Below are 24451 nucleotides of genomic sequence, written 5' to 3'. Positions count from 1 at the left end.
AGGAGTATGCAAGATGACAATCTTCACCAACGAATCGAAAGTCATTCTGATCACCGGCGCCAGCAGCGGCATTGGCGAGGGCGCCGCCCGATTGCTTGCCAGGCAAGGACACCGGCTCGTCATCGGTGCACGCCGCACCGACAGGCTGGCCGAGCTGGCGCAATCGATCGAATCGTCCGGCGGTATCGTTCGTTACCGCGAACTCGACGTGACCTCGGCCGATGATGTGGCCGCATTCGCACGGTTCGCGCTCGATGCCTTCGGCAGTATCGATGTGCTGGTCAACAACGCCGGCGTGATGCCGCTTTCGCCGCTCAACGCCCTGAAGGTCGGCGAGTGGAACCGGATGATCGATGTGAACATCCGTGGCGTACTGCACGGCATCGCCGCCGTGCTGCCCACGATGGAAGCGCAAGGGCGAGGGCAGATCATCAATATTTCCTCGATTGGCGGGCTTTCCGTGTCGCCGACGGCCGCAGTGTACTGCGCTACCAAGTTCGCCGTACGCGCTATCTCCGATGGGCTGCGTCAGGAAACCGACAAGATCCGCGTGACGGTGATTTGCCCCGGCGTCGTGGAATCCGAACTGGCCGACTCGATTTCCGACGACACCGCGCGCAGTGCCATGCAGGAGTTCCGTCGCATTGCCATCACGCCCGACGCCATCGCACGCGCCATTGCATACGCGGTGGAGCAGCCCGCCGAAGTCGACGTCAGCGAGATCGTGGTACGGCCAACCGCCAGCCCGTTCTGATCCATCCCACCGAGCAAGCATTCAGTAAGCAATCCTGTCAGGAGAATATTCATGACGACACGCAACACAGCAAGCGGCGCCTTTGCAGGCAAGGTCGCCATCGTGACCGGTGCAGCCAGCGGCATTGGACTGGCTACCACGGAACTGCTCCACGCCGAAGGCGCAAACGTGATTGCCGTTGGGCGCAGCGCCAACGTGGAAGCGCTGGCGCGGCCGGGCATCGTTCCCATCGTTGCCGATGTAGCGCGAGAGGAAAGCGCCGTGCGGGCCGTTGCCACGGCAATCGAGCGGTTCGGCAAGCTCGACATCCTGGTCAACAACGCGGCGGTCATCATCAACAAGCCGCTGGTCGATATGTCGCTGGAAGACTGGAATGGCATCCAGTCCGTCAATGCCACCGGCGCGTTCCTGTTCTCCCGTGAGGCCATGCGCGTCATGGTGCCGGCAAAGACGGGTGCCATCGTCAACGTGGGCTCCTACGCCTGCTATCAGGCTTTTCCGCTCATTGCAGCGTATGCGGCGTCGAAGGGGGCGCTGGCGCAGTTGACGCGCGCCCTCTCGCTGGAAGCCATCGAGCATGGCATTCGCGTCAATGCGGTGGGCTCTGGCGATGTCATCACCAACATTACCAACCACATCCATGCCGACGGCCAGGCGTTCCTGGCCGAGCATGGCAAGAAGGCGCCAATCCGCCGTGCGGCGCAGCCGAAGGAAATTGCAGAGGTTATCGCTTTTCTCGCATCGGAGAAGGCCAGCTTTATTGTCGGCGCGGTGGTTATGGCCGACGGTGGCATGAGCGTGGCTTTGCCCTGAAGCCCATTCACTCCGCAACCCATTCTTGTACTGACTCAAGGAATTCGCATCATGAAACGGGCATCCCCTATTTGGTTCATCACCGGCGCATCGAAGGGCGTCGGCCAGAAACTCGTTACGCATTTGCTGGAACAAGGCCATCGGGTGGCGGCAACCTCGCGCTCGGCAGCTTCGCTGACAGAGACGTTCGGTGACGCATCCGACCGCTTTCTACCTTTGGAGGTCGATTTGACCAATGATCGCAGTGTGCAGCAGGCGATCGAGAAGACTGTGCAATGGTTCGGCGCCATCGACGTAGTCGTGAACAATGCCGGCTACGCCCAGCAAGGTACCGTCGAAGCCTTGTCGGACGAAGAGCTGCGCCGCAATTTCGAGGTCAACTTCTTCGCGCCCATGGCTGTTCTGCGCCATGCGCTGCCGCAGCTTCGCCGCCAGCGCAGTGGACACATTATCAACATCTCTTCCATTGTCGGCTACCAGGGTGGGTATGCGGGGTGGGGCAGCTACGTTGCCAGCAAGTTCGCACTATCGGGCCTGACGGAATCCCTCGCGGCAGAAGTTGCCGAACTGGGTATCCGCGCGACGGTGGTGTATCCGGGCCCCGTGCGCACGGACTTTCTGTCGAACGGTGCTCTGGCGGTAGCCAAGCGCCAGATCGACGACTACGCGGAGGCGAAAGCTTCGCTGGACCTGCATCTCGATACGTTGCATGGCCATCAGGCAGGCGACCCGGACAAGCTTGCACTCCTGATCATCCAGGCCGCCACTGTGGAAACGGCGCCGCTGCATCTTTTCGCCGGCAAGATCGCCAATGAACTTGCGGCGGCGAAGGCGAGCGCCGTCGCAAAGGATCTCGACACGTGGAGGGGGGCGTCCGAAGCCACCGATTTCGCAGATTGATCAATGGCGCCCATGTCCCGGCTTTGCCCGGGACTTTTTTTCCCGAATCCGGAAAAAGGAGGTGCGCTTTGAGCATGTACCCGCTCAGGTCTCGCAATGACGGTGTCGGCCAAGATGCGACATTCGAAGAGCGCAGCGATATGTCTCAAATTGGCCGAACGCCGACGTTCCTCCCCTGCGTTCCCCCCGTAATCCGCGATGAACCAAAAAAAGGCCCGGCACTTCACGTGTCCGGGCCTAACGCGTGTTCGTGCCGTGCGGCAGCGAATCGCTTGCGTGGGTGTAACGGGCATTGCCCGTCACGTTGTCGATCGTATCGAAGCGACCCATCGCGAAGCTGATCGGAACATGAAATTTTTGTCATGCAGCGGCGAATGCGTCGCGGTGTGACTCGCGTGATTCGCCTTCGATCGGTGACGAAACCGTCGTCGCACAATCGCGATCGCGCGGGCGCGCGCCATGCGGCGGCGGTTCAGGCTCGAACACGTTGAAGCCGTTGCAAGGTGAAGATGTCTGAAAGCGGGCGCCTCAGCACGCCCGCCTCGCGTCATACCTGCGCGAGCGCCTGATCGAGATCGGCGAGCAGGTCGTCGATATGCTCGATGCCAATCGACAGCCGCACGGTTTCCTCCTTCACGCCGGCCTTCGCGAGTTCGGCGGGCGATAGCTGGCGGTGCGTCGTCGAGGCCGGATGCGTGGCGAGCGACTTCGTGTCGCCGATGTTGACGAGCCGCGTGAACAGCTTCAGCGCGTCCTGGAACTTCGCGCCGCCGTCACGGCCACCCTTCACGCCGAAGGTCAGGATGCCGGGCGCGCGGCCCGACAGGTAGCGCGCGACAAGCGGATGGTCGGGATGATCGGGCAGTCCCGCGTAGTTCACCCATTCGACGTTTTCATGGCGCGCGAGATGCTGCGCGATCTTCAGCGCGTTGTCGCTGATGCGCTCGACGCGCAGCGCGAGCGTCTCGATGCCCTGCAGGATCTGGAACGCGTTGAACGGCGAGATCGCCGCGCCCATGTTGCGCAGCGGCACGACGCGCGCGCGGCCGATATAGGCGGCCTGCCCGAACGCTTCCGTATAGACGACGCCGTGATAGCTGACGTCGGGCTCGTTGAGCCGCTTGAAGCGGTCCGCGTGCTGCGTCCACGGGAACTTGCCCGAATCGACGATCGCGCCGCCCAGGCTCGTGCCGTGGCCGCCGAGATACTTCGTCAGCGAGTGCACGACGATGTCCGCGCCATGTTCGAACGGGCGCAGCAGATACGGCGACGGCACCGTGTTGTCGACGATCAGCGGGATTCCGTGGCGATGCGCGATGTCGGCGAGCGCGGCGATGTCGGTCACGTTGCCGAGCGGGTTGCCGACCGATTCGGCGAAGATCGCCTTCGTGCGCGCGTCGATCAGCGGCTCGAACGATGCGGGGTCGCGCGGATCGGCGAAGCGCGTCGTGATCCCGTATTGCGGCAGCGTATGCGCGAACAGGTTGTAGGTGCCGCCGTACAGCGAACTGGCGGACACGATGTTGTCGCCGGCTTCCGCGATCGTCTGGATCGCGTACGTGACGGCCGCCTGGCCCGAAGCGAGCGCGAGTGCGCCGATGCCGCCCTCGAGCGCGGCGATCCGCTGCTCGAGCACGTCCGTCGTCGGATTCATGATGCGCGTGTAGATGTTGCCCTGGACCTTCAGGTCGAACAGGTCGGCGCCGTGCTGCGTGTCGTCGAATGCGTACGCAACGGTCTGGTAGATCGGCACCGCGACCGCGCGCGTGGTCGGGTCGGGGCGATAACCGCCGTGCACGGCGATGGTTTCGAGGCGCCAGTTCGATGCGGCCTGATCGGTCATGGGTGCTCCATCTGTTGTTGTGGTGGTCGAGCGATTATAGGAGGACGTGCGCGGCTACCCTTAGAACGATTGGTTTGTTGCTTATGGCAACGCGGCGCATAAAATGCCTTTTCCGCAAACAAGGGGTGCGCAATGAATCAGGATCATTGGAACCAGGTGGATGCGTATTTCTCCGCGACGCTCGTGCCGTCCGACGACGTGCTCGACGCGGCGCTGGCGGCGAGCAACGCGGCCGGGCTGCCCGCGATCAACGTCGCGCCGAACCAGGGCAAGCTGCTGCAACTGCTCGCGACGATCCGCGGCGCGCGCCGGATTCTCGAGATCGGCACGCTCGGCGGCTACAGCACGATCTGGCTCGCGCGCGCGTTGCCGCCGGGTGGCACGCTCGTGACGCTCGAACTGAACCCCGAGCATGCGAAAGTCGCGACGCGGAACATCGCGCGTGCCGGGTTCGCGGAGGTCGTGACGGTGGTGGTCGGCAGCGCGAAGGACAGCCTCGCGCGGCTCGTCGATGCGGGTGAAGCGCCGTTCGATTTCATCTTCATCGATGCCGACAAGGACAGCAACCCGGTCTATCTCGACGCGGCGCTGAAGCTGTCGCGGCCCGGCACGGTGATCGTCGTCGACAACGTCGTGCGTGGCGGCCGCGTGGCGGATCCGGACAATCGCGAGCCCGACGTGGTCGGCGTGCGCGACGGGTTCGCGCGTCTCGTGGCCGAGCCGAACCTCACGACGACGGCCGTGCAGACGGTCGGGCAGAAGGGTTGGGACGGGTTCTCGATCTCGATCGTCGGCGGGTGACGTGACGCGTCAGCGCGGGCTTGCTGCCGCATCGGCACGTCGATACAGGCGTGGCCATTGATCGTCGAGCAGGCCGTTGCACGTGCCACGCGTGGCGATGTCGTTGAGCAGGAAGCGTCGGCCGTCGAAGATCCACGATGCGGTCGAGCCGCAATCGCCGGCATTGCGCAGCCGGACCTTGCTCGACAGCGTCGCGCTGGTGCGGTCATAGCGGGCCTCGGTCAGCTCGTTCGCGAACGACGCCGGATCGAGTCCCGCGTTCGCGTTCTCGCCGAAATTCATCGTTGTCGGCGTGAATGGTGCCGTCCGTCGCACGCGATACCACAGGTCGGTGTGGTTATACATGCTGCTGGTCTGGCACGGTATCGCGACCAGCGCTTCGTCGGCCGAGATCGCCACCGCGCGCGACGCTTTCCTGCGATCGCTTGCCGACATTTCGTCTTCGACATCGGCCGCGCATTGCTTCACGTCGCCACTGAACTTCGCGAGCACCGCGTCGACGAGCGGGCGCTGCTCGACGGCCGACAGGTTGGCGACGGCCGGCGCCGGTGTGACCGCGGGCGGCAGTGCCGGCGCGGCCGGCACCGAAGACGCGGGCCGGTTGCCCGGGCGCAGCAGCGCCGTGACGGTGCCGACGCGGCCCTGCGTGTCGTCGATCAGCAGCAACGCGGCATTCAAGCCCGCCAACGGCATGCGTGCGGTTTGTGCCGATGCCGAATCGCCGAAGCTCAGCAACTGCGCATTGCGCGACGCGCTGAGCCATGCGGCAACCGTTGCAGGATCATTGGTCCGGACCCGGAACGGGTATGGGTCGTCACCATCGGGTTTGCCGCCCGATGCATGCCATTGGGCCGCCATTGCATCGAACGGGCGGCCGTCCGCGCGTGCGGTGCGCAGGTCCAGCGGCGCCGACGCGTAAATGTCGAGCGATGCTTGCGCGTCCGGGCCGGCATCGCGCGTCACGCGCAGGATGAGACGGGAGCGTGCTTCATTGATTTCGTCGCTATCGCTTTCGGCAATGCAACGGTTGCCGTTGTCGCAGACGACCGACCAGTTCTTGAAGTCGCGCTCGACCGGCGGCCGCGTGAGCGGACGAGCCTGAGCCACGATCGGCGAAACGGTGAAGAGGGCAGCGACGGCGAGCGAAAGGCGGTGCGACATGACGGTTCGTATCGACTATGGATGGGCGGGCGGAAGATGTCGGAGTGCAAGCGCATCGTCAGCAAGCGGGGCTCGTCGAAGGCTGCGGCGCATGCGGTGGTGCGCTTGACGGAACGGCATCGAGTATACCGCCGCAACGGGCGGTGATCGCGGCGACGACGCGTAGTGTGCGGGCACGTACGTTGCGGGCCTGCATTGGTCGGACGAGTGCAAATGCGAAAACGGCGCGATGCCCGCAGGCATCGCGCCATTCGCTTTTCATCGACCGTCGACCACGTCACGCAGGAACGCATCGAGCATCGCCACGTCACCCCACGGCCGCTTGTACTCTCGATCGTGTTCGGTATCGGCGAGCATCGTCTCGACGAGCGCGTGGATCGCCGGCCGGCGCGGCCCGTATTCGCTTTCGTTCGCGCTCATTTTCAGCGCGAGCAACGCGTCGAGCTCCGCGCGCACCGCCGGCTCGTGCACGGTGCCGGCGACGAGATCCGCGAAGCGCATCGGCGGCATCCCGAGCCCCATGTCGATCCAGCGCACCGCGAGCAGCGGCCGCAGCACGTACAGGTACTTCTTGTAGCGCACCGTGTCGCCTTGCAGGTAGCCGCGAAAATTCTTCTTCGCCATCGCGAGGTAGTGGTGACGCCCACGCACCGGCGAGAAGAACGCCGACGCCAGCGACCTGAGCCGTGGCGCCCAGCGCGCATCTTCGCGATATACGACAGGCGAGTCGAGCCATTCGAGCAGCGTCGGGTTCGAGCGGCGCAGCAGCTGCAGCGCCTTGCGCAGCTCCCAGCCGCTGACGTCGAGCTCGTCGTCGAGCGGCCGCTCGATCACGTCGCGTTGCGGTTCGACGCTCAGGTACCAATCGCGTCGATGCGCATACACGAAGCGCACGTCGTAATCGCTGTCCGGCGACGCGAAGCCCCAGCCGCGGCTGCCCGATTCGCACGCGAACAGCACGCTCACATCGTGGCGGCGTTCGACTTCCGCAAGTTCCACCATCACGCGCGCCCGTACGGCCGGATCGACCGGGTGCGCGCTTCGCACCGGTGCCAATTTTTCCGTTTTCATTGTTGTCGTTTCCTTTTCGTTGTGCGCGGCCGCCGGCCCTTGGCCGCGCACCGCGCTATCCCTTCACGCACACCACCTGCCGCAGCGTATGCACCACTTCGACGAGGCTGCGCTGTGCGGCCATCACCGCATCGATGTCCTTGTAGGCCATCGGAATTTCGTCGACGACCCCCGCGTCCTTCCGGCATTCGACGCCGCGCGTCGCGTTCACCTGGTCGTCGACCGTGAAGCGGCGCTTTGCTTCCGTACGGCTCATCGTCCGGCCCGCGCCGTGGCTGCACGAGCAGAAGCTTTCCGGGTTGCCGAGCCCGCGCACGATGAAGCTCTTCGCACCCATCGAGCCCGGAATGATCCCGAGCTGCCCCTTCTGCGCCGACACCGCGCCCTTGCGCGTCACGAGCACGTCCTCGCCGAAGTGGCGTTCGCGCTGCACGTAGTTGTGGTGGCAGTTCACCGCATGTTCGTCGACCGAGAACGGCTTCGCGATCACGCTGCGCGCCGCGCCGATTACCGCATCCATCATGGCCTGCCGGTTGCGCCGCGCGTAGTCCTGCGCCCAGCCGACCGCTTCAACGTAGTCGTCGAAGTGCCGGCTGCCCTCGGTGAAATACGCGAGGTTGCGATCCGGCAGGTTCGCGATGTGCTGCCGCATGTCGGCCTGCGCGAGTTCGATGAACAGGCTGCCGATCGCATTGCCGACGCCACGCGAGCCGCTGTGCAGCATGAACCACACGTGGTCCGCTTCGTCGACGCACACCTCGATGAAGTGGTTGCCGGTGCCGAGCGTGCCGAGATGCGCGTAGTGGTTCGTCTTTTCCAGCTTTGGATACTTGTCGACGATCCGCTTGAAACCCGGCAGCAGTGACTTCCACGATTCGGTCACGGCGGCCGGCGTGCGGTCGCCCCATGCGCCCGGATCGCGACGGCCCGGCGCGCGGCCGTGCGGCACCGCGCGTTCGATCGCGCTGCGCAGCGCGCCGAGCGAGTCCGGCAGGTCAGCGGCGGTGAGCGTCGTGCGTGCGGCCATCATCCCGCAGCCGATGTCGACGCCGACCGCGGCCGGAATGATCGCGCCCTTCGTCGGGATCACGCTGCCGATCGTCGAGCCCTTGCCGAGGTGGACGTCCGGCATCACCGCGACGTGCCTGAAGATGAACGGCATCTGCGCGGTGTTGCGCAGCTGCGCGCGCGCTTCGTCCTCGACAGCGACACCTTGCGTCCACATCTTCACCGGCTTGCCGTTCGCCAGTTCCATCACCTGAAAGTCGTCGTTACTCATTTGCATCACCCTTCATTCGTTCATTCGTCCGGCGCGGCACGCATGCGCCGCGCCGGTTCATCCATCACGCGCCCTTGATGCTGACGAGTCCGTTCAGCACCTGGTCGAGGCCGCCGAACACCGAGATGCGGTCGATCCGTTCCGCGACGCGCTCGAGCGTTTCCAGCTCCTTGAGCCGCAGCGCGGTCGGGTTCTCTTCCATCACCTTCGCGGTGTTCAGCAGCGAGCGCGTCGCCGCCGTTTCCTCGCGGCGGCGAATCACGTTCGCCTGCGCGGCCTTTTCTGCTTCGACCACCTGCGCGAGGATCGTCTTCATGTCGCCCGGCAGCACGATATCCTTCACGCCGACGCTGCGCACGTCCACGCCGGATTGCGCGAGCCGCGTGCGCACCTGCGCGATCACGACGTCGTCGATCGCCTGCTTGTCCTCCAGCAGCTCGTCGAGCGAGCGCGTGCCGACGGCCGCACGCAGCGCGAACTGCAACTCGCGATACAGGTGCTCGACCGGCTTCTGCAGCTGGCCGAACGCATGCAGCACGTCCGCATAGCACCACGTCGCCGACAGGTTCAGCCGCAGCGCGACCTTGTCGCGTGTCAGGATTTCCTGTCCGCCGACTTCGAGTGCCTGCAAACGCAGGTCGACGAGTTCGACCGCGACGTCGCGGTTGAAGCGCCAGTACGCTGCAACGCCCGGTTCGAGCAGCCGCTCGATCTTGCCGTCGATCTTCAGCACACCGACGTGATACGCCGGCACCTGCGCCAGCAGCACGCCCGTCAGGCCCGCCACGCCGCGCGCACGCAGCGCCGGTTGCGCGATGCGCTTCGCGAGCGCGGCCGGCAGCATGCTGTCCTGCGCGAGATCGACGCGCTCCAGCCGGTGCGCGATCGGGCCGCGCCAGTACAGCCGACGCGTGCCGGGCGGCAAGATTTCGACGAGCACGTCGTCTTCGTAACGCAGGCCAGCTTCGTCGTCGCCCAAATCCATTGCGACGAAGTAGTGCGCGAGCACGTCCGGTGCGTCGTGACGCAGGTAGTCGGCCAGCGCGGCATCGGCGAGCGGCGCGTCGAGACGCGCGGTCTGCACCGACAGACGCTTGAACGGATCGAAGGCCTTGAACACACCCGGTTCGAGCACCTTCACGAAATCGCCCTCATTCATCAGCAGCGCGCGTTCGTTCTTTTTCACCACATGACGCTTCCACATATTCTTGTCCTTTTCTTCAATGGCCGCCGGGCGACACGCATCGCACGGATCGGGGTGCGACGCGATCGGGCGGGCGGCGCGGAGGTCCGGCGCGGTCGCACGGCGACGCATCCTGCATCGCGTCGTCGTGCGCATTCGCGCGGGCCGTCCGGCCGCCCGGCCGATCGCGCGGAACCGCGACCGGTCCGACGCGCGGCGGGCCTGTCGGCCCGCACCGGCGGGTACTGCTTCTATCAACAGACTGTCTTTGCGGACAGTGTTCGAGCGGGATTCGAACCCGCTACACACCGGCTTGCGCCGGCTGCTCTACCCGAATGAGCTACCGAACGGAGGGCGCCCCGGGATTCGAACCCGGGCGAAGTTCCAATACGCGCCCGTTTGCCTTCGTCTGTCCATGGCGGCATGCGCGACCGCGACGAACGAGGTTCGGCGGCGGCGCACCAGCAGGGCTTTGTGAACCCTGGCTCGCGGGCCAGCGGGACATCCGGCGCTTTCTATTTAGCGAGGAGCGTGCCAGCGGGCGGGGTGCGTGACGAAAAATTCCATCAAGCCTTTGAAATAACAGAATAATTTTTGATTTTTGGTCGGCGCCGGCGGAATCCGCTGGCCTCTCTTCGTCACCCAATTCCGATACAATCGGATCGCTTCTTATCCCATGAGATAAACATGCGCAAGACCGTCGCCATTGGCTTTCTCGGTACCGTGCTCGATCAGGGCGGCCGCGCGCCGCGCCGTTACCGCAAGTGGCGGCCGACCGTGTCGCTCTGCATGCAGCCGGACTTCGCGATCGACCGGCTCGAGCTGCTGCATTCGCCGGGCCACACGCGCCTCGCCAATCAGGTGCGCGACGATCTCGCGCATCTGTCGCCGGATACCGAGGTGCGGCTCACGCCGGTCACGATCCGCGATCCGTGGGATTTCGAGGAGGTCTACGCGACGCTGCACGACTTCGCGCGCGCCTATCCATTCGATCTGGACCGCGAGGACTACCTGGTCCACATCACGACGGGCACGCACGTCGCGCAGATCTGTTGGTTCCTGCTCGCGGAAGCGCGCTACCTGCCCGCGCGCCTCGTGCAGACGGGGCCGCCGAAGCAGACCGACGAAGGGCCGAGCGGGCCCGGCACGGTGTCGGTGATCGATCTCGACCTGTCGCGCTACAACCGGATCGCGCAGCGCTTCACGCGCGAGCGCGACGAAACCGTGTCGTTCCTGAAGGCCGGCATCGCGACGCGCAACGCGCGTTTCAACGCGTTGATCGAGCAACTGGAGCGCGTGGCCGTGCGCTCGCGCGCGCCGATGCTGCTCGTCGGTCCGACGGGCGCCGGCAAGTCGTTTCTCGCGAAACGCGTGTACGAGCTGAAGCGCGGGCGCCATCGGCTCGCGGGGCCGTTCATCGAGATCAATTGCGCGACGCTGCGCGGCGACGCGGCCATGTCGACGCTGTTCGGTCACGTGAAGGGGGCGTTCACCGGCGCGCAATCCGCGCGTGCAGGCTTGCTGCGCGCGGCTGACGGCGGCCTGCTGTTTCTCGACGAGATCGGCGAACTCGGGCTCGACGAGCAGGCGATGCTGCTGAAGGCGATCGAGGAGAAGCGCTTCCTGCCGGTCGGCGCGGACGTCGAGGCAACCAGCGATTTCGAGCTGATCGCGGGCACGCATCGCGACCTGCGGCAGATGGTGGCGGCCGGCACGTTCCGCGAGGATTTATATGCGCGGATCAATCTGTGGACGTATGAATTGCCGGGGTTGGCCGAGCGTCGTGAGGACATCGAGCCGAACCTCGAGTTCGAACTCGATCGATTCGGCCGCGAGCAGGGCGAGCAGGTACGGTTCAACGTGGAAGCGAAGCGGCGCTATCTCGCGTTCGCGGCGTCGCCGCGCGCGGCATGGGCTGGCAACTTCCGCGAGTTGTCTGCATCGATCACGCGGATGGCGACGCTCGCCGATGCAGGGCGGATTACCGAGGCGATTGCCGAACAGGAGGTCGAGCGGCTGACGCGCACGTGGTCGTCACCGGGCGGCGCGGGTGCGTCGGATGGCTACGTCGACGCCGTGTTCGGCATGCGTGCGGCGGAACTCGACCTGTTCGACCGCGCGCAGCTTGAACGCGTGCTCGACGTGTGCCGCGTGTCGGCGAGCCTGTCGGAAGCCGGGCGCACGCTGTTCGCTGTGTCGCGGCAGAACAAGAAGCAGCCGAACGATGCGGACCGGCTGCGCAAGTATCTCGCGCGCTTCGGGCTGGATTGGGAGGGCGTGCGGCAGGTGCTGGACGCGAGGTAGTCGAACCGCCGCGATATTCGCCGCTCACACGCGGCAGATCGCGATGATCTCCGCACTGACTGCTTCATCGAACGGCGCGCCGTGCCAGTCGCCGCACCACTCAGCCGACGAGAAACCGGCGGCCGCGACCCGCGCCTGCAGTTCGCTTTGCGCGATGAAGCGCAGCCGGCTCGCGCTTTTCACCTGCGTATCGTCACGGTGAAAGCGGTAGACCGTGTCGAACGAAACGATCGGCCCGTCGATCGCGGTCACTGCGTGGTGCAGCTCCACGATGCCGAATTCGGGCGAATCGATACGGGATACGGACGCCTGCGGTGTCCACGCACGCCACGGCTCGACACGCGGGTTGCGGGTTTCGAACAGGAAGCGGCCGCCGTCAGCCAGCACGCGCCGCACGCCGCGCAGCGTCGCTTCGATGTCCGCGTCGGTCAGCAGGCACTGGAACGCATGCCCGGTCATCACGACGGCGTCGAATGGCGCGCCGGGCGGCAGGCCGTCGAGGCCGCACGCGAACCAGCGCACGGCGTCGGCGCCCGGCTGGCGTCGCGCATGGTCGATCATCGCGGGCGCGGGATCGATCGCGACGACGTCGTGTCCGGCCGATGCGAGCCGCCGCGCGAACGTGCCGGTGCCGCAGCCGAGATCGAGAATCCGTTGCCGCGCGGCGCCGATGCGCGATGCGTAGAACGTGAAGTCGCGATCACCGGCGTTGAACCGATCGTAGACCGCGACGAGGCGCGGGTCGGTATAGAGGCGTTCGCCGGCAGGCGCGGCGTCGGACGTCATGCGAAACGCGCGGGTCAGCGCTGCTGCACCGCGACGCGCAGCCCGAGCGCGATGAAGATCGTGCCGATGATCTTTCCTTGCCAGCGCGTGAGCCATGCGAGCCGCTTCACGACGCGCCCGAGCGGGCGGATCGAGCACGCGATCAGCGTCGTGTAGAGCGAGCTCAGCACGACGAAGATCAGCCCGAGCACCGCGAACTGAACGAACGTCGAGCCGCGTTCCGGATGCACGAACTGTGGCATGAACGCGAGGAAGAACAGCGCGGTCTTCGGGTTCAGCACTTCGGCGGGAATCGCTTGCAGGTACGCCTTCAGCGGCGTGACGGCCGACACCTTCGGCAGCGACGGATCGGGAGACGGCCGGTCGAGCAGCGCACGCACGCCGAGGTAGATCAGGTACGCGGCGCCGACCAGCTTCACGACGTTGAACGCGAGCGCCGACGTCATCAGCAGTGCCGACAGCCCGACGGCCGCGAACAGCGTATGCACGAAATCGCCGCTCGCGACGCCGAGACCGGTCAGGATGCCGGTCTTGCGACCGCCCTGCACGGTGCGGCTCAGCACGAGCAGCACGGCGGGGCCGGGGATCAGGAACAGGCCCAGAACGACGGCCGTGAAGGTGGTCAGCGTGGTCAGGTCGAACATGGCGGCTCCAGCAAGGTGGGCGCAGCGGCGGGGGAGGATCGACGCATTGTATTCGGTTCGCCGCGCGGTTGCCGGCGGCGCGGAACGCTGTCAGGTGCCCGCGAGGCGAAACGCGTCGGCCATGCGCTCCTGTTCCCGCGCGGAAAGCGCGAGTCGTGTCGCGAGTGTGGGCCATTGGCCGACGACTTCGCGGAAGTCGTCGATGATCTCGTCGGCATCCTTCAGGCTCACCCGAAAATATTCACATACCTCGCGGGCGAGTTCGAGGTTCAGCGCGTTGTCGGCTTCCGTGATGTTGAGCTTGAGGCCCTCGGCTACGGCAACGGGATTCATGTCGTAGGCTGGGGAGAGTCGCCAGCCCGCACCGGGTTCGAGAATGAACCCGTGATTGCGAAGATGATCGTCGGTATTCGAGACGAGAAGGTTGAAGACGATCCGGGTCCATAGTTCGCGCAGGTCGGCATTCGGTTGCGCGCCGTGTCGCATGAGGACTTCCGCCAGTTCCAGGTAGCTGACGCCGGTGGATGCATCGTCGCCGTCGACATGGCCGGTCATCGTCATGGCCGATGCAAAATGCGATCGGGGCTCGAATCGGCGAACGCGCCGAACGCGTTCTGTGGCGGAAGTGGGTATTGCGGCCCTTCGAAGAGGCCGATTCCGGGGTCGAGCTGCACGCCGGCAAGCTCGGGAGAAGCCAGCGCAGCCGCGTCGTACCGGAATTCGAACCGTTCGCTGGCACGTGTCTGTCGACCGTGCAGAAGGCCGAGCTTCAACGGAGTGGGCAGACCGCTCCAGTCCGCATAGACGGAGATGGTCGTCATTTCCTGGTTGTCCCCCCGTGTCGCTTGCCGACGGGTTTCAGCAATGCGGCAAGCTCCGCTGCGGTCGTGCCGCGATTGTCGTCAGGCAGTGCGCGATCGGATGCCGGGGTTGCTGTTTCCTCGACTTGGGATGTGGATGAGACGCGCGCGCGCCTGTCGGGTGTGCGCGACGCTGCGGCGGTCGCCGGGGGCGCGACGCGCTTCGGGCGCCGCGGCGATGCGAGGCGGCTGTCCTGAAGCTGGCGGCCGAGCGGATCCGTGGCGGCCAGCTGTTCCAGATCGCCCTCGAGCCCGAGCGTCTGCATGACGGAAAGGTAGGCTCCCATCGTCACTCCAGAACTGCCTGCTTCGAGGGAGCGCAGCGTCATCGGCGACATGCCGGCGCGCTCTGCGACCTGCTTGGCCGTCAGTTTTCGGCGCAGACGTGCCAACTTCAGCCGCTCGCCGAGGTCGGCGAGCAGCCGACTGGATGCCGGCAAGAGCGGGGCAGTTTTCTTGGCCATGGTGGGAGCTATTATTTCAGCACTTTTTACGTGATAACGCCAAAATAATAGCACTTTGGCGGGGTGCAAGCGATGATTCGAACCGATGGCGCAAGAGGAAAGTGTAGATATTCTGGCTTTTTGTGTGAGAAAACACCGAAATATTGGCATTTTCCCGATCGGGCGAGTCAACGCTGGACGTGGTTTATACGGGGACACTCGGTATCACTTCGCCATGCAGGCGCACTGGGGCTCGTCCGCCCGCACCCCCGTCACCCACCCAGCTCCTCCGCCAGATAGTCCACGAACGCGCGGATCCGCGCGGACATCTGATGCCGTTGCGCATACACCGCATAAATATCCGCGGCCGGCGTCTCGTAATCGGGCAGCACGACGACGAGCCGCCCGTCGGCCAGGTAGTCGCGGATATCCCATTCCGCGCGCATCAAAATCCCGTGTCCGTCGAGCGCCCACTTCACCGCGATCTCGCCGTCGTTCGTCGTCAGGTTGCCGTTGATCCGCACGGCCTCCGTGTTGCGCGCCGCGCCGCGTCCGCCCGTCAGCCGCCAGATCCCGTAGCCTTCATCGCCTTGCCGGATGCCGATGCAGTTGTGCCGCGTCAGCTCGTGCGGCGTGCCCGGCGTCCCGTGCCGAGCGAGATACGCGGGCGCCGCGCACAGCAACCGGCGGTTCGGCGCGAGCCGCCGCGCGACCACGCGCGTATCGGGCGGCTCGCCGAAGCGGATGCACACGTCGAACGCGTCGTCCGTCAGCGGCGGCGGCATCACCGACAGCTGAAGCTGCACCGACACTTCCGGATAGCGCGCGACGAAGCGCGAGATCGCCGGCCCGACGTGGCTGCGCCCGAAGCCGAGCGTCGCGTTCACGCGCAGCAACCCCTTCGGCCGCTGTTTCGCGCTGCCGAGCAGTTCGCCCAGTTCGTCCATCTGATCGAGGATCCGGCGGGCGTAGTCGAGATACATGTCGCCCTCGGGCGTCAGCATCATGCGCCGCGTCGTGCGGTTGACGAGTGTCACACCGGCGCGGCGCTCCATCTGCGTGAGCCGCTTGCTGACGGCCGCCGCGGTCAGCCCGAGTTCGCGCGCGGCCGCGCTCAGGCTGCCCGACGCGGCCAGCGTCGAGAAGAAGCCGAGATCGGCCGGCTGGACGGTATCCGCCATGACAGGATTCGTGAATCAAAGTTAAAGATGCTTTGAGTCTAGCACCGGTTCCCGTACTGCCGGTTCGGTAAAGTGCATTCACGCTTACGATCAATCGAGGATGTCAGCATGAAGACCTACCGTATCGCGACCATTCCCGGCGACGGCATCGGCAAGGAAGTGGTGCCGGCCGGCAAGCAGCTGCTGGAAGCGCTGGCCCGCGGCAGCGACCGCTTTGCGTTCGAGTTCGAGGATTTCGACTGGGGCGCCGATTACTACCGCCAGCACGGCGCGATGATGCCGGCCGACGGCCTCGACGCGCTGCGCGGCAAGGACGCGATCCTGTTCGGCTCGGCGGGCGACCCCGACGTCCCCGACCACGTGACGCTGTGGGGCCTGCGCCTGAAGATTTGCCAGGGCTTCGACCAGTACGCGAACGTGCGCCCGACCCGCATCCTGCCCGGCATCGACGCGCCGCTGAAGCGCTGCGGCCCGGACGACCTGAACTGGGTGATCGTGCGCGAGAACTCGGAGGGCGAATACGCGGGCGTCGGCGGCCGCGTGCATCAGGGGCATCCGATCGAGGCCGCGACCGACGTGTCGATCCTCACGCGCGCCGGCGTCGAACGCATCATGCGCTTCGCGTTCCGGCTCGCGCAGGCGCGTCCGCGCAAGCTGCTGACCGTCATCACGAAGAGCAACGCGCAGCGTCACGCGATGGTGATGTGGGACGAGATCGCGAAGCAGATCGCGCAGGAATTCCCCGACGTCACGTGGGACAAGGAACTCGTCGACGCCGCGACCGCGCGCATGGTGAACCGCCCGGCGTCGCTCGACACGATCGTCGCGACGAACCTGCACGCGGACATCCTCAGCGATCTCGCCGCCGCGCTCGCCGGCAGCCTTGGCATCGCGCCGACCGGCAACATCGATCCCGAGCGCCGCTATCCGTCGATGTTCGAGCCGATCCACGGCTCCGCGTTCGACATCATGGGCAAGGGCCTCGCGAATCCGGTCGGCACGTTCTGGTCGGTCGTGATGCTGCTCGAGCATCTCGGCGAGACGGATGCCGCCGCGCGCGTGATGCAGGCGATCGAAGCCGTCACGGCCGACGCATCGCTGCATACGCGCGACCTCGGCGGCAGCGCGAGCACCGCGCAGGTGACGGCGGCCGTCTGCGAGCGCGTCGCGAGCGCGGCGGTCGTCGCCTGACGGCAACGAGGACGGTAGCGGCCGCGCGTGCGCGCAGCCGTTCGCCGTCGATTTACCGCCCCGAATTTTCTGCCTGCGACTCGCGCATCCGACGCGAGCCGGGCGCCGGTGCGCACGGGTCGTCGTGACACCGGCCGGCACCCACCGGGCACGCGCGCACTGCGCACGGCTCGACCTCCAAGGAGGAGACACATGCAAGCGGATCTTGAAACGCGTGTCGCGCGGAAACTGATGTGGCGCATCATTCCGTTCGTGATGCTGCTTTACTTCGTCAGCTTTCTCGATCGCGTCAACGTCGGCTTCGCGGCGATGACGATGAACAAGGCGATCGGCCTGTCGCCGACCGCGTTCGGATTCGGCGGCGGCCTGTTCTTCATCGGCTACTTTCTGTTCGAAGTGCCAAGCAATCTGATTCTCCATCGCGTCGGCGCACGCATCTGGATCGCGCGCGTGATGATCACGTGGGGCATCGTGTCCGCGGTGTCTGCGTTCGCGGCCGGCCCGACGAGCTTCTACGTGCTGCGCTTCCTGCTCGGCATGGCGGAAGCCGGTTTCTTCCCCGGCATCATCCTGTACCTGAGCCTGTGGTTTCCCGCGAAGCAGCGCGCGGTGGCCGCCGCGTGGTTCATGGCGGCCGCGCCGATCTCCACCGCGATCGGCTCGCCGCTGTCGGGCGCGATCATGCAGATGCCGCCGATGTTCGGGCTCGCCGACTGGCAGATGCTGTACATCATCGAAGCGCTGCCGGCGGTCTTGCTCGGCTTCGTCGTGCTGAAGTGCCTGACCGATTCGCCGTCGAAAGCCGCGTGGCTGCGGCCGGACGAGCGCGACTGGCTGATCGCGAAGCTGAAGACGGAAGCCGACGCGCGCCACACGCATGCCGGGCATACGGCCGGCGCATGGCAGGCGCTGCGCGACCCGCGCGTGCTGGCGCTCGCGCTGATCTACTTCGGCACGTCGGCGGGGCTGTACACGCTCGGCCTGTGGGCGCCGCTGATGGTCAAGCAGTTCGGTTTCACCGCGTTGCAGACGGGCTTGCTCACCGGCATCCCGAGCATCGCCGCGGTCGTGGCGATGATCGTCTGGGCGCGGCATTCGGATCGCAGCGGCGAGCGCACGTGGCACGTCGTGATTCCGTGCGTGCTGGCCTGCATCGGCTTCGTGTTCGCGGGGCAGGTGAGCACCGCGCTCCTGACCGTGCTCGCGCTGGTCGTCGTCAACATCGGGATCAGCGCCGCGAAGGCGCCGCTGTGGGCGATGCCGAGCGCGTTCCTGTCAGGCGCCGGCGCGGCTGCGGGGATCGCGATGATCAACTCGATCGGCAACCTCGGCGGCTTCGTCGGGCCGTTCGCGATCGGCTGGCTCAAGCATGTGACGGGCGGGTATGCGGCCGGGCTTTACGTGGTGGCGGGCACGCTCGCGGTGTCGGCGGTCGTTACGCTGATGCTGAGTCGGAAGGAGGCGAGGGCGCACGTCGTGACGGGGGCGCAGCAGCATCATTGAAGGCTGCGCGCCCGCATTCGCCGGTTCGGGCATGTGTTACGCGTTGAACCAGAACCACAGGCCCGGGATGCAGAGCAGAAGGTGCAGCGGGAGCGCGATGCGGAATGAAGTTTCCGGACGCTGGTCCGGTTTCGACGTGTGGGCCACGAGACAACCGACGCCGACGGCAAGCGCCAGGACGGAGACAGTGGCCATGCTCCGCAGGCCGAAGCCGAGAACGCCGACACCTGCGTAAGGATCGGTCATCGAGCTGGCATAGCCGTAGCACATCACCAGCGCGACGATTTCAATGACCGCGAGCCACGCGAGAAGAGAGCCGAGTCGTGTTGTCATGTTGTATCGGGTGTCGTTCCAGGTTGGCGAAAAGCCTCGAGGATACACGGCGTGACGACGTCCCCGGCTACGGCGCGATCGAAGCGGGCGCGTCAATGGGCGGGAAGCGCCACACGGCGAGGCCGTTCACGTGGATGACGGTGCGAGGCGCAGGTCGTTCGAGAAACCCTGGGCGCAAGCTCGATCGGAATCCTGCATTGTCTTCGGCATGAAATGTTTTTGTAATGTGTGGGGCGGCGCGACTGGAAGAAATATTCAATAAAGCACCCTAAAGAAAGGGCGGGGGCTTGCCGTTACCCTTCCTCGGTAGTTCATAAAAGTCTTACTAAATAAAGCAGTACAACCACACGACCAAATAACCGAGGATGCACGGCCGGCGAAGCCGCGTGCTTGATCAGAAGATGGGACGCACCGATTCGAAGGGGCGCGTGGGCATCGGGGGCCGGCGCGTACTGTGCTTTTGCCTGGCCGCGGCGGGACTGCTGCCGCATTGCGCGGCCGCTGCGGGCATCGTCCCGGACGGCGGCACGCCGACGAGCGTGTCGAACGCGCCGAATGGCCGGCAGCTCGTGAATCTCGCGCCGGCTGTCGCCGGCGTATCGAACAACACGTATTCGTCGTTCAACGTGACGACCGCCGGCGCAACGCTGAACAACGCCGGCATCAACGCGCGCACGATCGTCAACCAGGTGACGAGCACGAACCGGAGCCTGATCGAAGGCGAAATCGCCGTGGCGGGGCCGCGCGCGAACGTCGTGCTGGCCAACCCGAACGGCATTACGGTCAACGGTGGATCGTTCGTCAATACCGGGCACGTGGCGCTGTCCACCAGCAATGTGACCTTCAACGACCTGCAGATCGCGCCCGGCGTCATTCAGCGCAACGTCGTGCTCGATACGTCGACCGGCACGATCGTCGTTGGTCCGGGCGGCCTGGCCGGTGCGTTGATCGGGCTCGATCTGATCGCGAAGAACATCGTCGTCGACGGTCCGATCAACAACACGTTCTCGTCCGCGACCGCCGGCGCGCGCCTGCTCGCCGGCCGCAGTCGCGTCGAGCTGAACACGGGGCTGTCGCCGAACGACAACGCCAACGACTGGCTCTCGCGCAGTGCGACGACGAATCCAGACACCGCATCGTCCTACGCGATCGACATCACCGCCGCGGGCAGCGTGACGAGCGGCCGCGTGCAGTTGATTGTCACGGACCGCGGCCCCGGTGTGCGCAGTGCCGGCGCGATGAATGCGTCGCTCGGTGATTTCACGCTGACATCGAACGGCAACGTCGAGATGTCGCATGCCAAGATCGGCGTCGAGCGCGACCTCGACGTTACCGTGCAGGGCGGCATCGCGCTGAACGACACCGAAATGAAGTCGACCGGTGGCCACGCGAATTTGTCCGCCGCCGATGCGATCGCGTTGACCGGCAGCAGCCTGATGGCTTCGGGCAGCGTAAAGCTGAACGGCACGCGGATCGCGCTGACGCCCGACGATGCGATGAAGGGTGCCACCGTGGCGTCGACGCAAAGCGGCGTCGTGCTCAAGAGCGCGGCGGACATCGTGAACATCGGCTCGCTCGTGCAGGGGCAGACCGCGATCGACGGGGATTCGGATTCGGCCGGCGCGGTGACACTGAATGCAGCGGGGCGCATTCTGAATCAGTCGCTGCCGCAGACCCAGATCGGCATTCTGTTCGGCGTGCAAGGCGACGTGTCGCTGACCGCGGGTGCCGATGTCGTCAATCAGAATGCACGGATCCTGTCGAACCGCAACGTTTCGATCGACGCGGGCGCTGACCTGCAGAACATCGTCGACCACAGCACCGGCGTGCGGAATGGTGCGGTGGTCGGCTTCTCCGAACAGGGCGGCCGCTTCCTGTTCCTCAAGCATCGTAACGACGGATTCACCGTCGATTACGGCGGGCTCGACGACGCATCGAAGCTCGCGTACATCACGGCCGACGCGGGGAATGTATCGGTGCGTGCCGCGAACGTGACGAATATCGGCGGGTCGATCCTGTCGAATGGCGGCGCAATCGACATCGCCGCGCGTGACAACATCCTCACGCAGGCCATTTTCACCGGGCAGGCATCGTACCGACGCTCGTGCTTCGTGTTCTGCCGCGCGAGCGCATCGTCGAACGTGCAGGCGTTCGGTGGCGTGATCGAGGCCCAGTCCGACATTCAACTGAAGGCCGGCACGCAGATCACGAACACGGGTGGAACGGTGCTCGCGCTCGGCGCACTGACGCTCGACGCGCCGAAAACGCTCGCGCAGGGCGTGCCGGGCTACACCGTGATCAACCGCAACCACGACCTGAAGGCATGGTTCGGCAATCGCTGGGCGGCTATTTATGCGGCCGACACCGGTGGCGTCTTCACCGGCGGAACCGGCAAGGTACGCCTGACCGGCGAGGCCGATATCGACGGCGGCGCGTACAGCGCGCCCGACGGGGTAGCGGCGGCGGGCGGCATCGTGACGATCCGGCTGCCCCATCGCGATCTCGTGACGGTCGGCAACCGCAATCACATGGGGCTCGTGTCTTGGTTCGGTCTGTGATGTCGCGCGCGCGGCTCCGCATTGCCGCACCTCTCGCGCTGGCAATCGGTGCGACGTCGCCGTGCGCGTATGCGCAGCTCGCGGGTGCACTGCCGGCCGGCCCGCTGCCCGGTCTCGGCTCGCTGCCGTCCGGCTTCGCGGTGCCGCGTGCGGAGCAGGATCCCGCGCAGCGTTTGCTGCAGGAGCAGCGCGATCGACAGCGCCGCGACGAGATTGCGCAACCGCCGGCGCAGATCGCGTTGCCCGAGCAACCGGCGATGCCGGACCTGCCGCAGGGCGCCGACATCGAGACGCTGCCGGACATCGCGCCGACCTTCGCGATCGATCGAATCGAATTCACCGGCGACACGATACTCGGGCAGCCGGAACTGGACCGCATCGCGGCGCCGTTCATCGGCAAGCAGCTCGGACGTAACCGCATCAACCTGCTGCTGCGCCGGCTGACCGAAGCATTCATCGCGCGCGGCTACATCACGACGCGTGCGTATCTCGGCCCGCAGAATCTCGCGACAGGCACGCTGAAGATCAATCTCGTGGCCGGGCGCGTGGCCGCGCTGACGCTGAACGGCAAGCCATTGCGGCCGCGCGATCCGGACGAGAAGTGGTACGAAGTGCGGGGCGGTGGGCTACTGACGGAAGCCGGCACCGCATGGGCATTCGCGAGCGCGCCGGGCGACGTGCTGCGCCTGCCCGACCTCGAACAGGGCGTCGATCAGATCAACCGGCTGCGACGCAATCAGGCTGAAATCCGGATTCTGCCCGGCGAAGCACCGGGCGATTCGATCGTCGCGATTTCGAACCGCTACGGCGATCGGCTTCATTATGACTTCGGCATCGACAACTACGGCAGTTCGCAGACTGGTACGACGCGCTATCGCGCCGGTGTAGAAGCCGACAACGTGATCGGACTGCAGGAGTCGTTGTCGTTCAGCTACGTCGGCACGACCGACACGAATGCGGTCGTGTTTTCGGCGGCGGTGCCGTACGGGTATCAGACCTTCAGCTACACGGCGTCGATGTCCGAGTACCAGCAGGTGATCGGCGACGTCGCGCTGCTCGCGGGGCGCACGTTCAGCCAGATGCTCGGCTGGAACGACGTGCTGGTGCGGTCGCCGCGCGGGCGCATGAGCGTCGACGTGACGCTCAACAAGCTGCGCACCGAGCGCGACGTCAACGGCATTCCGTTGTCGCCGCAGAACCTCACGGTGCTGCGCGTCGCGCTGAACGGGTTGTCCCGCTTCGTCATGCGCGATCAGGGTGCGGCCGCGACATGGGATATCGGCGTATCGCAGGGCTTGCCGTGGCTTGCGGCCAACCACGACGCATCCGAGATCGGCATCGACGACGCGCACAGTCAGTTCACGAAGCTCGACGCCACCGGCACGCTGCAATTCGCGCTCGGCAATCTGGCCGGATCCGCGTGGGCCTATCGCGGCACGCTGCGCGCGCAGTACAGCCGTGTCGCGCTGTTCGGCAACGAGCAGATCTTTCTCGGTGGCATGGGCTCGGTCCGCGGGTTTACCGAGGGCGGGATCGCGGGCGACAGCGGCGCGTTCGTGCGCAACGAGCTGGCCTGGCAAAACGTGCCCGCTTGGCATGACGCACGCATCGAGCCGTACGTATTTCTCGATGGCGGCAAAACGCACCTGAACGCGCAGGGCGGCTGGCCGTCGCTGGTCGGCACGGGCGTCGGCACGCGTGCGCAATGGCGCCTGAAAGGTGGGACCGTGTCGGCCGAAGTGCTGGTCGGGCAGGCGCTGGCGCAACCCGCCGCACTCGGCAAGAAGGCAACCGTGCTGCTGGCAACACTCAACTGGACGGACTGATGGAGAACCTCATGAATCGCCTGTCGAACGGTCGCGAGATCGCGATGCAATCGAACCTGCCGGCGCGCATCCGCAAGATCAGCGTCGCACTCGTCGCGGCGGCGCTGTGCGGCGCCTTGGCACCACATGCATACGCGCTGAACAAAGCGGCGAAGAAGCCCGCCGACGCGACCGTCGCGCTCCCAGCCGACGCGGTGGCGAGCGTGAACGGCGTGCCGATCACGCAAGCGCAGGTCGACGAAGCCGTACGCCTGTCGAAGGCACCCGATACGCCGGCGCTGCGCGCGGCACTGAAGAATCAGCTGATCGCCCGCGAGCTGTTTCGCCAGGCGGCGCTGAAGCAGCACTACGACACGAAGCCGCAGGTCGTCGCCGCGGTCGAGCAGGCGAAGGCGCTCGCGATGACGCAGGCGTATTTGCGGGATCAGGTCAAGCCGGTCCCGGTCACGGATGCGGACGTCAAGGCACGCTACGACGCGATCGTCGCGACGCTCGGCGAGAACGAATACAAGCCGAGCGTGATCGCGGTCAACGATGCGGACACTGCCAAACAAATCATCGCGCGGCTCAGAAAGGGCGAGGACTTCGGCGCGCTCGCGCGGGAGTTCAGCAAGGGGCCGTCGGCAGCACAGGGCGGCGCGCTGAACTGGATCTCGTTCAAGACGCCGATCGAAGCGGGTCATACGCAGAACTGGCCGCAGCAGCTCGCCGAGGCGCTAGTCAAACTGCCGCAGGGTGGCCTCACGCGCGAGCCAGTGCAGATCGGCGACATGTACTGGATCGTGCGCGCTGACGACAAGCGGCAGACGCAGGTGCCGACATTCGATCAGGCGAAGGACACGCTGCGGCAGCAACTCGAGCAGGTCGCGGTGGAGAAGGCGACCGCCCAGGTGGTCGCGGACTTGATCCGCAACGCGCGCATCCAGCAGTAGGCAGCAAACGACAAGTAGCACGCAGCAGCGTCGGACGACGATCCGGCGGACACGCATGCGATGCCGGGCGGGGAAATCCCGGCAT

General features: G+C 65.8%; 22 protein-coding genes and 1 tRNA gene. 10 read left to right on the top strand and 13 right to left on the bottom strand.

Going from position 1 to position 24451, the window contains the following annotated elements; translation table 11 throughout:
- Positions 1 to 13: 13 nt before the first annotated feature.
- Genes ABIC50_RS08280 through ABIC50_RS08270 form a run of 3 tightly spaced genes read left to right on the top strand, consistent with a single transcriptional unit; the run spans position 14 to position 2467 of the window.
- The gene (locus ABIC50_RS08280; protein ID WP_354162987.1) at positions 14 to 754 is read left to right on the top strand and encodes an SDR family oxidoreductase; all 741 of its coding nucleotides are present in this window, start codon (positions 14 to 16) and stop codon (positions 752 to 754) included.
- 51 nt (positions 755 to 805) lie between these two features.
- Positions 806 to 1567, top strand: coding sequence for an SDR family NAD(P)-dependent oxidoreductase (locus ABIC50_RS08275; RefSeq protein WP_175738387.1), 762 nt, complete (start codon positions 806 to 808; stop codon positions 1565 to 1567).
- 51 nt (positions 1568 to 1618) lie between these two features.
- Positions 1619 to 2467, top strand: coding sequence for an SDR family oxidoreductase (locus ABIC50_RS08270; RefSeq protein ID WP_354162984.1), 849 nt, complete (start codon positions 1619 to 1621; stop codon positions 2465 to 2467).
- Positions 2468 to 3014: 547 nt separating this feature from the next.
- On the opposite strand, the gene ABIC50_RS08265 is transcribed toward ABIC50_RS08270, so the two are convergent.
- On the bottom strand, positions 3015 to 4310 hold the full coding sequence (locus tag ABIC50_RS08265) for an O-acetylhomoserine aminocarboxypropyltransferase/cysteine synthase family protein (RefSeq protein ID WP_175659699.1): 1296 nt from the start codon (positions 4308 to 4310) through the stop codon (positions 3015 to 3017).
- A 132-nt stretch (positions 4311 to 4442) separates the two neighbouring features.
- On the opposite strand from ABIC50_RS08265, the gene ABIC50_RS08260 reads away from it, so the two are divergent.
- Positions 4443 to 5111, top strand: a complete 669-nt coding sequence (locus ABIC50_RS08260; RefSeq protein WP_354162982.1) for an O-methyltransferase — start codon at positions 4443 to 4445, stop codon at positions 5109 to 5111.
- Positions 5112 to 5120: 9 nt separating this feature from the next.
- Here ABIC50_RS08260 and ABIC50_RS08255 read toward each other — a convergent pair whose 3' ends face one another.
- From ABIC50_RS08255 to ABIC50_RS08235, 5 genes are all read right to left on the bottom strand, one after another.
- Positions 5121 to 6272, bottom strand: coding sequence for a DUF1176 domain-containing protein (locus ABIC50_RS08255; protein WP_354162979.1), 1152 nt, complete (start codon positions 6270 to 6272; stop codon positions 5121 to 5123).
- A gap of 258 nt (positions 6273 to 6530) precedes the next feature.
- Positions 6531 to 7343 carry a nucleotidyltransferase domain-containing protein gene (locus tag ABIC50_RS08250; protein WP_354162976.1) on the bottom strand — a complete coding sequence of 271 codons (813 nt, stop codon included), beginning with the start codon at positions 7341 to 7343 and terminating at the stop codon, positions 6531 to 6533.
- A 55-nt stretch (positions 7344 to 7398) separates the two neighbouring features.
- Entirely contained in the window at positions 7399 to 8622 is a 1224-nt protein-coding gene (locus ABIC50_RS08245) for an RtcB family protein (protein ID WP_354162973.1), read from the bottom strand.
- 64 nt (positions 8623 to 8686) lie between these two features.
- Entirely contained in the window at positions 8687 to 9826 is a 1140-nt protein-coding gene (locus ABIC50_RS08240; protein ID WP_165752606.1) for a slipin family protein, read from the bottom strand.
- Positions 9827 to 10082: 256 nt separating this feature from the next.
- A tRNA-Cys gene (locus tag ABIC50_RS08235) sits at positions 10083 to 10155 on the bottom strand.
- Between the two features lie 337 nt (positions 10156 to 10492).
- Here ABIC50_RS08235 and rtcR point away from each other — a divergent pair.
- Positions 10493 to 12109, top strand: coding sequence for an RNA repair transcriptional activator RtcR (gene rtcR, locus ABIC50_RS08230; protein ID WP_354162970.1), 1617 nt, complete (start codon positions 10493 to 10495; stop codon positions 12107 to 12109).
- Positions 12110 to 12133: 24 nt separating this feature from the next.
- Here rtcR and ABIC50_RS08225 read toward each other — a convergent pair whose 3' ends face one another.
- The 6 genes from ABIC50_RS08225 to ABIC50_RS08200 form a co-directional block, all read right to left on the bottom strand.
- Positions 12134 to 12895: a class I SAM-dependent methyltransferase gene (locus ABIC50_RS08225; RefSeq protein WP_354162967.1), complete on the bottom strand. Its 762-nt coding sequence runs from the start codon at positions 12893 to 12895 to the stop codon at positions 12134 to 12136.
- A gap of 14 nt (positions 12896 to 12909) precedes the next feature.
- Positions 12910 to 13539 (bottom strand): LysE family translocator, encoded by a 630-nt coding sequence (locus ABIC50_RS08220; RefSeq protein WP_354162964.1) that lies wholly within the window; start codon positions 13537 to 13539, stop codon positions 12910 to 12912.
- A 90-nt stretch (positions 13540 to 13629) separates the two neighbouring features.
- Positions 13630 to 14100 carry a type II toxin-antitoxin system HipA family toxin gene (locus ABIC50_RS08215; RefSeq protein WP_354162961.1) on the bottom strand — a complete coding sequence of 157 codons (471 nt, stop codon included), beginning with the start codon at positions 14098 to 14100 and terminating at the stop codon, positions 13630 to 13632.
- Positions 14097 to 14360, bottom strand: coding sequence for a hypothetical protein (locus ABIC50_RS08210; RefSeq protein ID WP_354162958.1), 264 nt, complete (start codon positions 14358 to 14360; stop codon positions 14097 to 14099). The genes ABIC50_RS08215 and ABIC50_RS08210 overlap by 4 nt, the downstream gene beginning before the upstream one ends.
- Positions 14357 to 14863, bottom strand: coding sequence for a helix-turn-helix domain-containing protein (locus tag ABIC50_RS08205; protein ID WP_126226856.1), 507 nt, complete (start codon positions 14861 to 14863; stop codon positions 14357 to 14359). The genes ABIC50_RS08210 and ABIC50_RS08205 overlap by 4 nt, the downstream gene beginning before the upstream one ends.
- A gap of 251 nt (positions 14864 to 15114) precedes the next feature.
- Complete coding sequence (locus ABIC50_RS08200) at positions 15115 to 16023, bottom strand: LysR family transcriptional regulator (protein ID WP_354162956.1); 909 nt, start codon at positions 16021 to 16023, stop codon at positions 15115 to 15117.
- Between the two features lie 108 nt (positions 16024 to 16131).
- Here ABIC50_RS08200 and ABIC50_RS08195 point away from each other — a divergent pair, with 108 nt between their 5' ends.
- Together ABIC50_RS08195 and ABIC50_RS08190 are read left to right on the top strand one after the other, a co-directional pair.
- A complete protein-coding gene (locus ABIC50_RS08195; protein ID WP_354162953.1) occupies positions 16132 to 17214 on the top strand; it encodes a tartrate dehydrogenase in 1083 nt (360 codons plus the stop codon).
- Between the two features lie 192 nt (positions 17215 to 17406).
- Positions 17407 to 18717 (top strand): MFS transporter, encoded by a 1311-nt coding sequence (locus ABIC50_RS08190; RefSeq protein ID WP_354162951.1) that lies wholly within the window; start codon positions 17407 to 17409, stop codon positions 18715 to 18717.
- 36 nt (positions 18718 to 18753) lie between these two features.
- Here ABIC50_RS08190 and ABIC50_RS08185 read toward each other — a convergent pair whose 3' ends face one another.
- The gene (locus tag ABIC50_RS08185; protein ID WP_175663251.1) at positions 18754 to 19050 is read right to left on the bottom strand and encodes a hypothetical protein; all 297 of its coding nucleotides are present in this window, start codon (positions 19048 to 19050) and stop codon (positions 18754 to 18756) included.
- A gap of 401 nt (positions 19051 to 19451) precedes the next feature.
- Here ABIC50_RS08185 and ABIC50_RS08180 point away from each other — a divergent pair, with 401 nt between their 5' ends.
- From ABIC50_RS08180 to ABIC50_RS08170, 3 genes are read left to right on the top strand one after another with little or no spacing between them, the layout of a single operon-like run.
- Complete coding sequence (locus ABIC50_RS08180) at positions 19452 to 21608, top strand: two-partner secretion domain-containing protein (RefSeq protein WP_354163653.1); 2157 nt, start codon at positions 19452 to 19454, stop codon at positions 21606 to 21608.
- Positions 21608 to 23434 carry a ShlB/FhaC/HecB family hemolysin secretion/activation protein gene (locus tag ABIC50_RS08175; protein ID WP_354162949.1) on the top strand — a complete coding sequence of 609 codons (1827 nt, stop codon included), beginning with the start codon at positions 21608 to 21610 and terminating at the stop codon, positions 23432 to 23434. The genes ABIC50_RS08180 and ABIC50_RS08175 overlap by 1 nt, the downstream gene beginning before the upstream one ends.
- A gap of 11 nt (positions 23435 to 23445) precedes the next feature.
- A complete protein-coding gene (locus ABIC50_RS08170; protein WP_354162946.1) occupies positions 23446 to 24366 on the top strand; it encodes a peptidylprolyl isomerase in 921 nt (306 codons plus the stop codon).
- Positions 24367 to 24451: the final 85 nt, after the last annotated feature.

This window comes from Burkholderia sp. 567, from assembly GCF_040545115.1.
GTDB lineage: Bacteria > Pseudomonadota > Gammaproteobacteria > Burkholderiales > Burkholderiaceae > Burkholderia > Burkholderia ambifaria.
The sequence above is the reverse complement of the archived record's forward strand: the minus strand, read 5'-3'. Positions and strand labels throughout refer to the sequence as shown.

Coding starts and splice junctions, on each gene's coding strand:
- ABIC50_RS08245 (WP_354162973.1), bottom strand. CDS start 8,622: ATGAGTAACGACGACTTTCAGGTGATGGAACTGGCGAACGGCAAGCCG.
- ABIC50_RS08270 (WP_354162984.1), top strand. CDS start 1,619: ATGAAACGGGCATCCCCTATTTGGTTCATCACCGGCGCATCGAAGGGC.
- ABIC50_RS08170 (WP_354162946.1), top strand. CDS start 23,446: ATGAATCGCCTGTCGAACGGTCGCGAGATCGCGATGCAATCGAACCTG.
- ABIC50_RS08200 (WP_354162956.1), bottom strand. CDS start 16,023: ATGGCGGATACCGTCCAGCCGGCCGATCTCGGCTTCTTCTCGACGCTG.
- ABIC50_RS08220 (WP_354162964.1), bottom strand. CDS start 13,539: ATGTTCGACCTGACCACGCTGACCACCTTCACGGCCGTCGTTCTGGGC.
- ABIC50_RS08205 (WP_126226856.1), bottom strand. CDS start 14,863: ATGGCCAAGAAAACTGCCCCGCTCTTGCCGGCATCCAGTCGGCTGCTC.
- ABIC50_RS08280 (WP_354162987.1), top strand. CDS start 14: ATGACAATCTTCACCAACGAATCGAAAGTCATTCTGATCACCGGCGCC.
- ABIC50_RS08260 (WP_354162982.1), top strand. CDS start 4,443: ATGAATCAGGATCATTGGAACCAGGTGGATGCGTATTTCTCCGCGACG.
- ABIC50_RS08225 (WP_354162967.1), bottom strand. CDS start 12,895: ATGACGTCCGACGCCGCGCCTGCCGGCGAACGCCTCTATACCGACCCG.
- ABIC50_RS08185 (WP_175663251.1), bottom strand. CDS start 19,050: ATGACAACACGACTCGGCTCTCTTCTCGCGTGGCTCGCGGTCATTGAA.
- ABIC50_RS08265 (WP_175659699.1), bottom strand. CDS start 4,310: ATGACCGATCAGGCCGCATCGAACTGGCGCCTCGAAACCATCGCCGTG.
- ABIC50_RS08275 (WP_175738387.1), top strand. CDS start 806: ATGACGACACGCAACACAGCAAGCGGCGCCTTTGCAGGCAAGGTCGCC.
- rtcR (WP_354162970.1), top strand. CDS start 10,493: ATGCGCAAGACCGTCGCCATTGGCTTTCTCGGTACCGTGCTCGATCAG.
- ABIC50_RS08255 (WP_354162979.1), bottom strand. CDS start 6,272: ATGTCGCACCGCCTTTCGCTCGCCGTCGCTGCCCTCTTCACCGTTTCG.
- ABIC50_RS08250 (WP_354162976.1), bottom strand. CDS start 7,343: ATGAAAACGGAAAAATTGGCACCGGTGCGAAGCGCGCACCCGGTCGAT.
- ABIC50_RS08190 (WP_354162951.1), top strand. CDS start 17,407: ATGCAAGCGGATCTTGAAACGCGTGTCGCGCGGAAACTGATGTGGCGC.
- ABIC50_RS08195 (WP_354162953.1), top strand. CDS start 16,132: ATGAAGACCTACCGTATCGCGACCATTCCCGGCGACGGCATCGGCAAG.
- ABIC50_RS08215 (WP_354162961.1), bottom strand. CDS start 14,100: ATGACGATGACCGGCCATGTCGACGGCGACGATGCATCCACCGGCGTC.
- ABIC50_RS08175 (WP_354162949.1), top strand. CDS start 21,608: ATGTCGCGCGCGCGGCTCCGCATTGCCGCACCTCTCGCGCTGGCAATC.
- ABIC50_RS08210 (WP_354162958.1), bottom strand. CDS start 14,360: ATGACGACCATCTCCGTCTATGCGGACTGGAGCGGTCTGCCCACTCCG.
- ABIC50_RS08240 (WP_165752606.1), bottom strand. CDS start 9,826: ATGTGGAAGCGTCATGTGGTGAAAAAGAACGAACGCGCGCTGCTGATG.
- ABIC50_RS08180 (WP_354163653.1), top strand. CDS start 19,452: ATGGGACGCACCGATTCGAAGGGGCGCGTGGGCATCGGGGGCCGGCGC.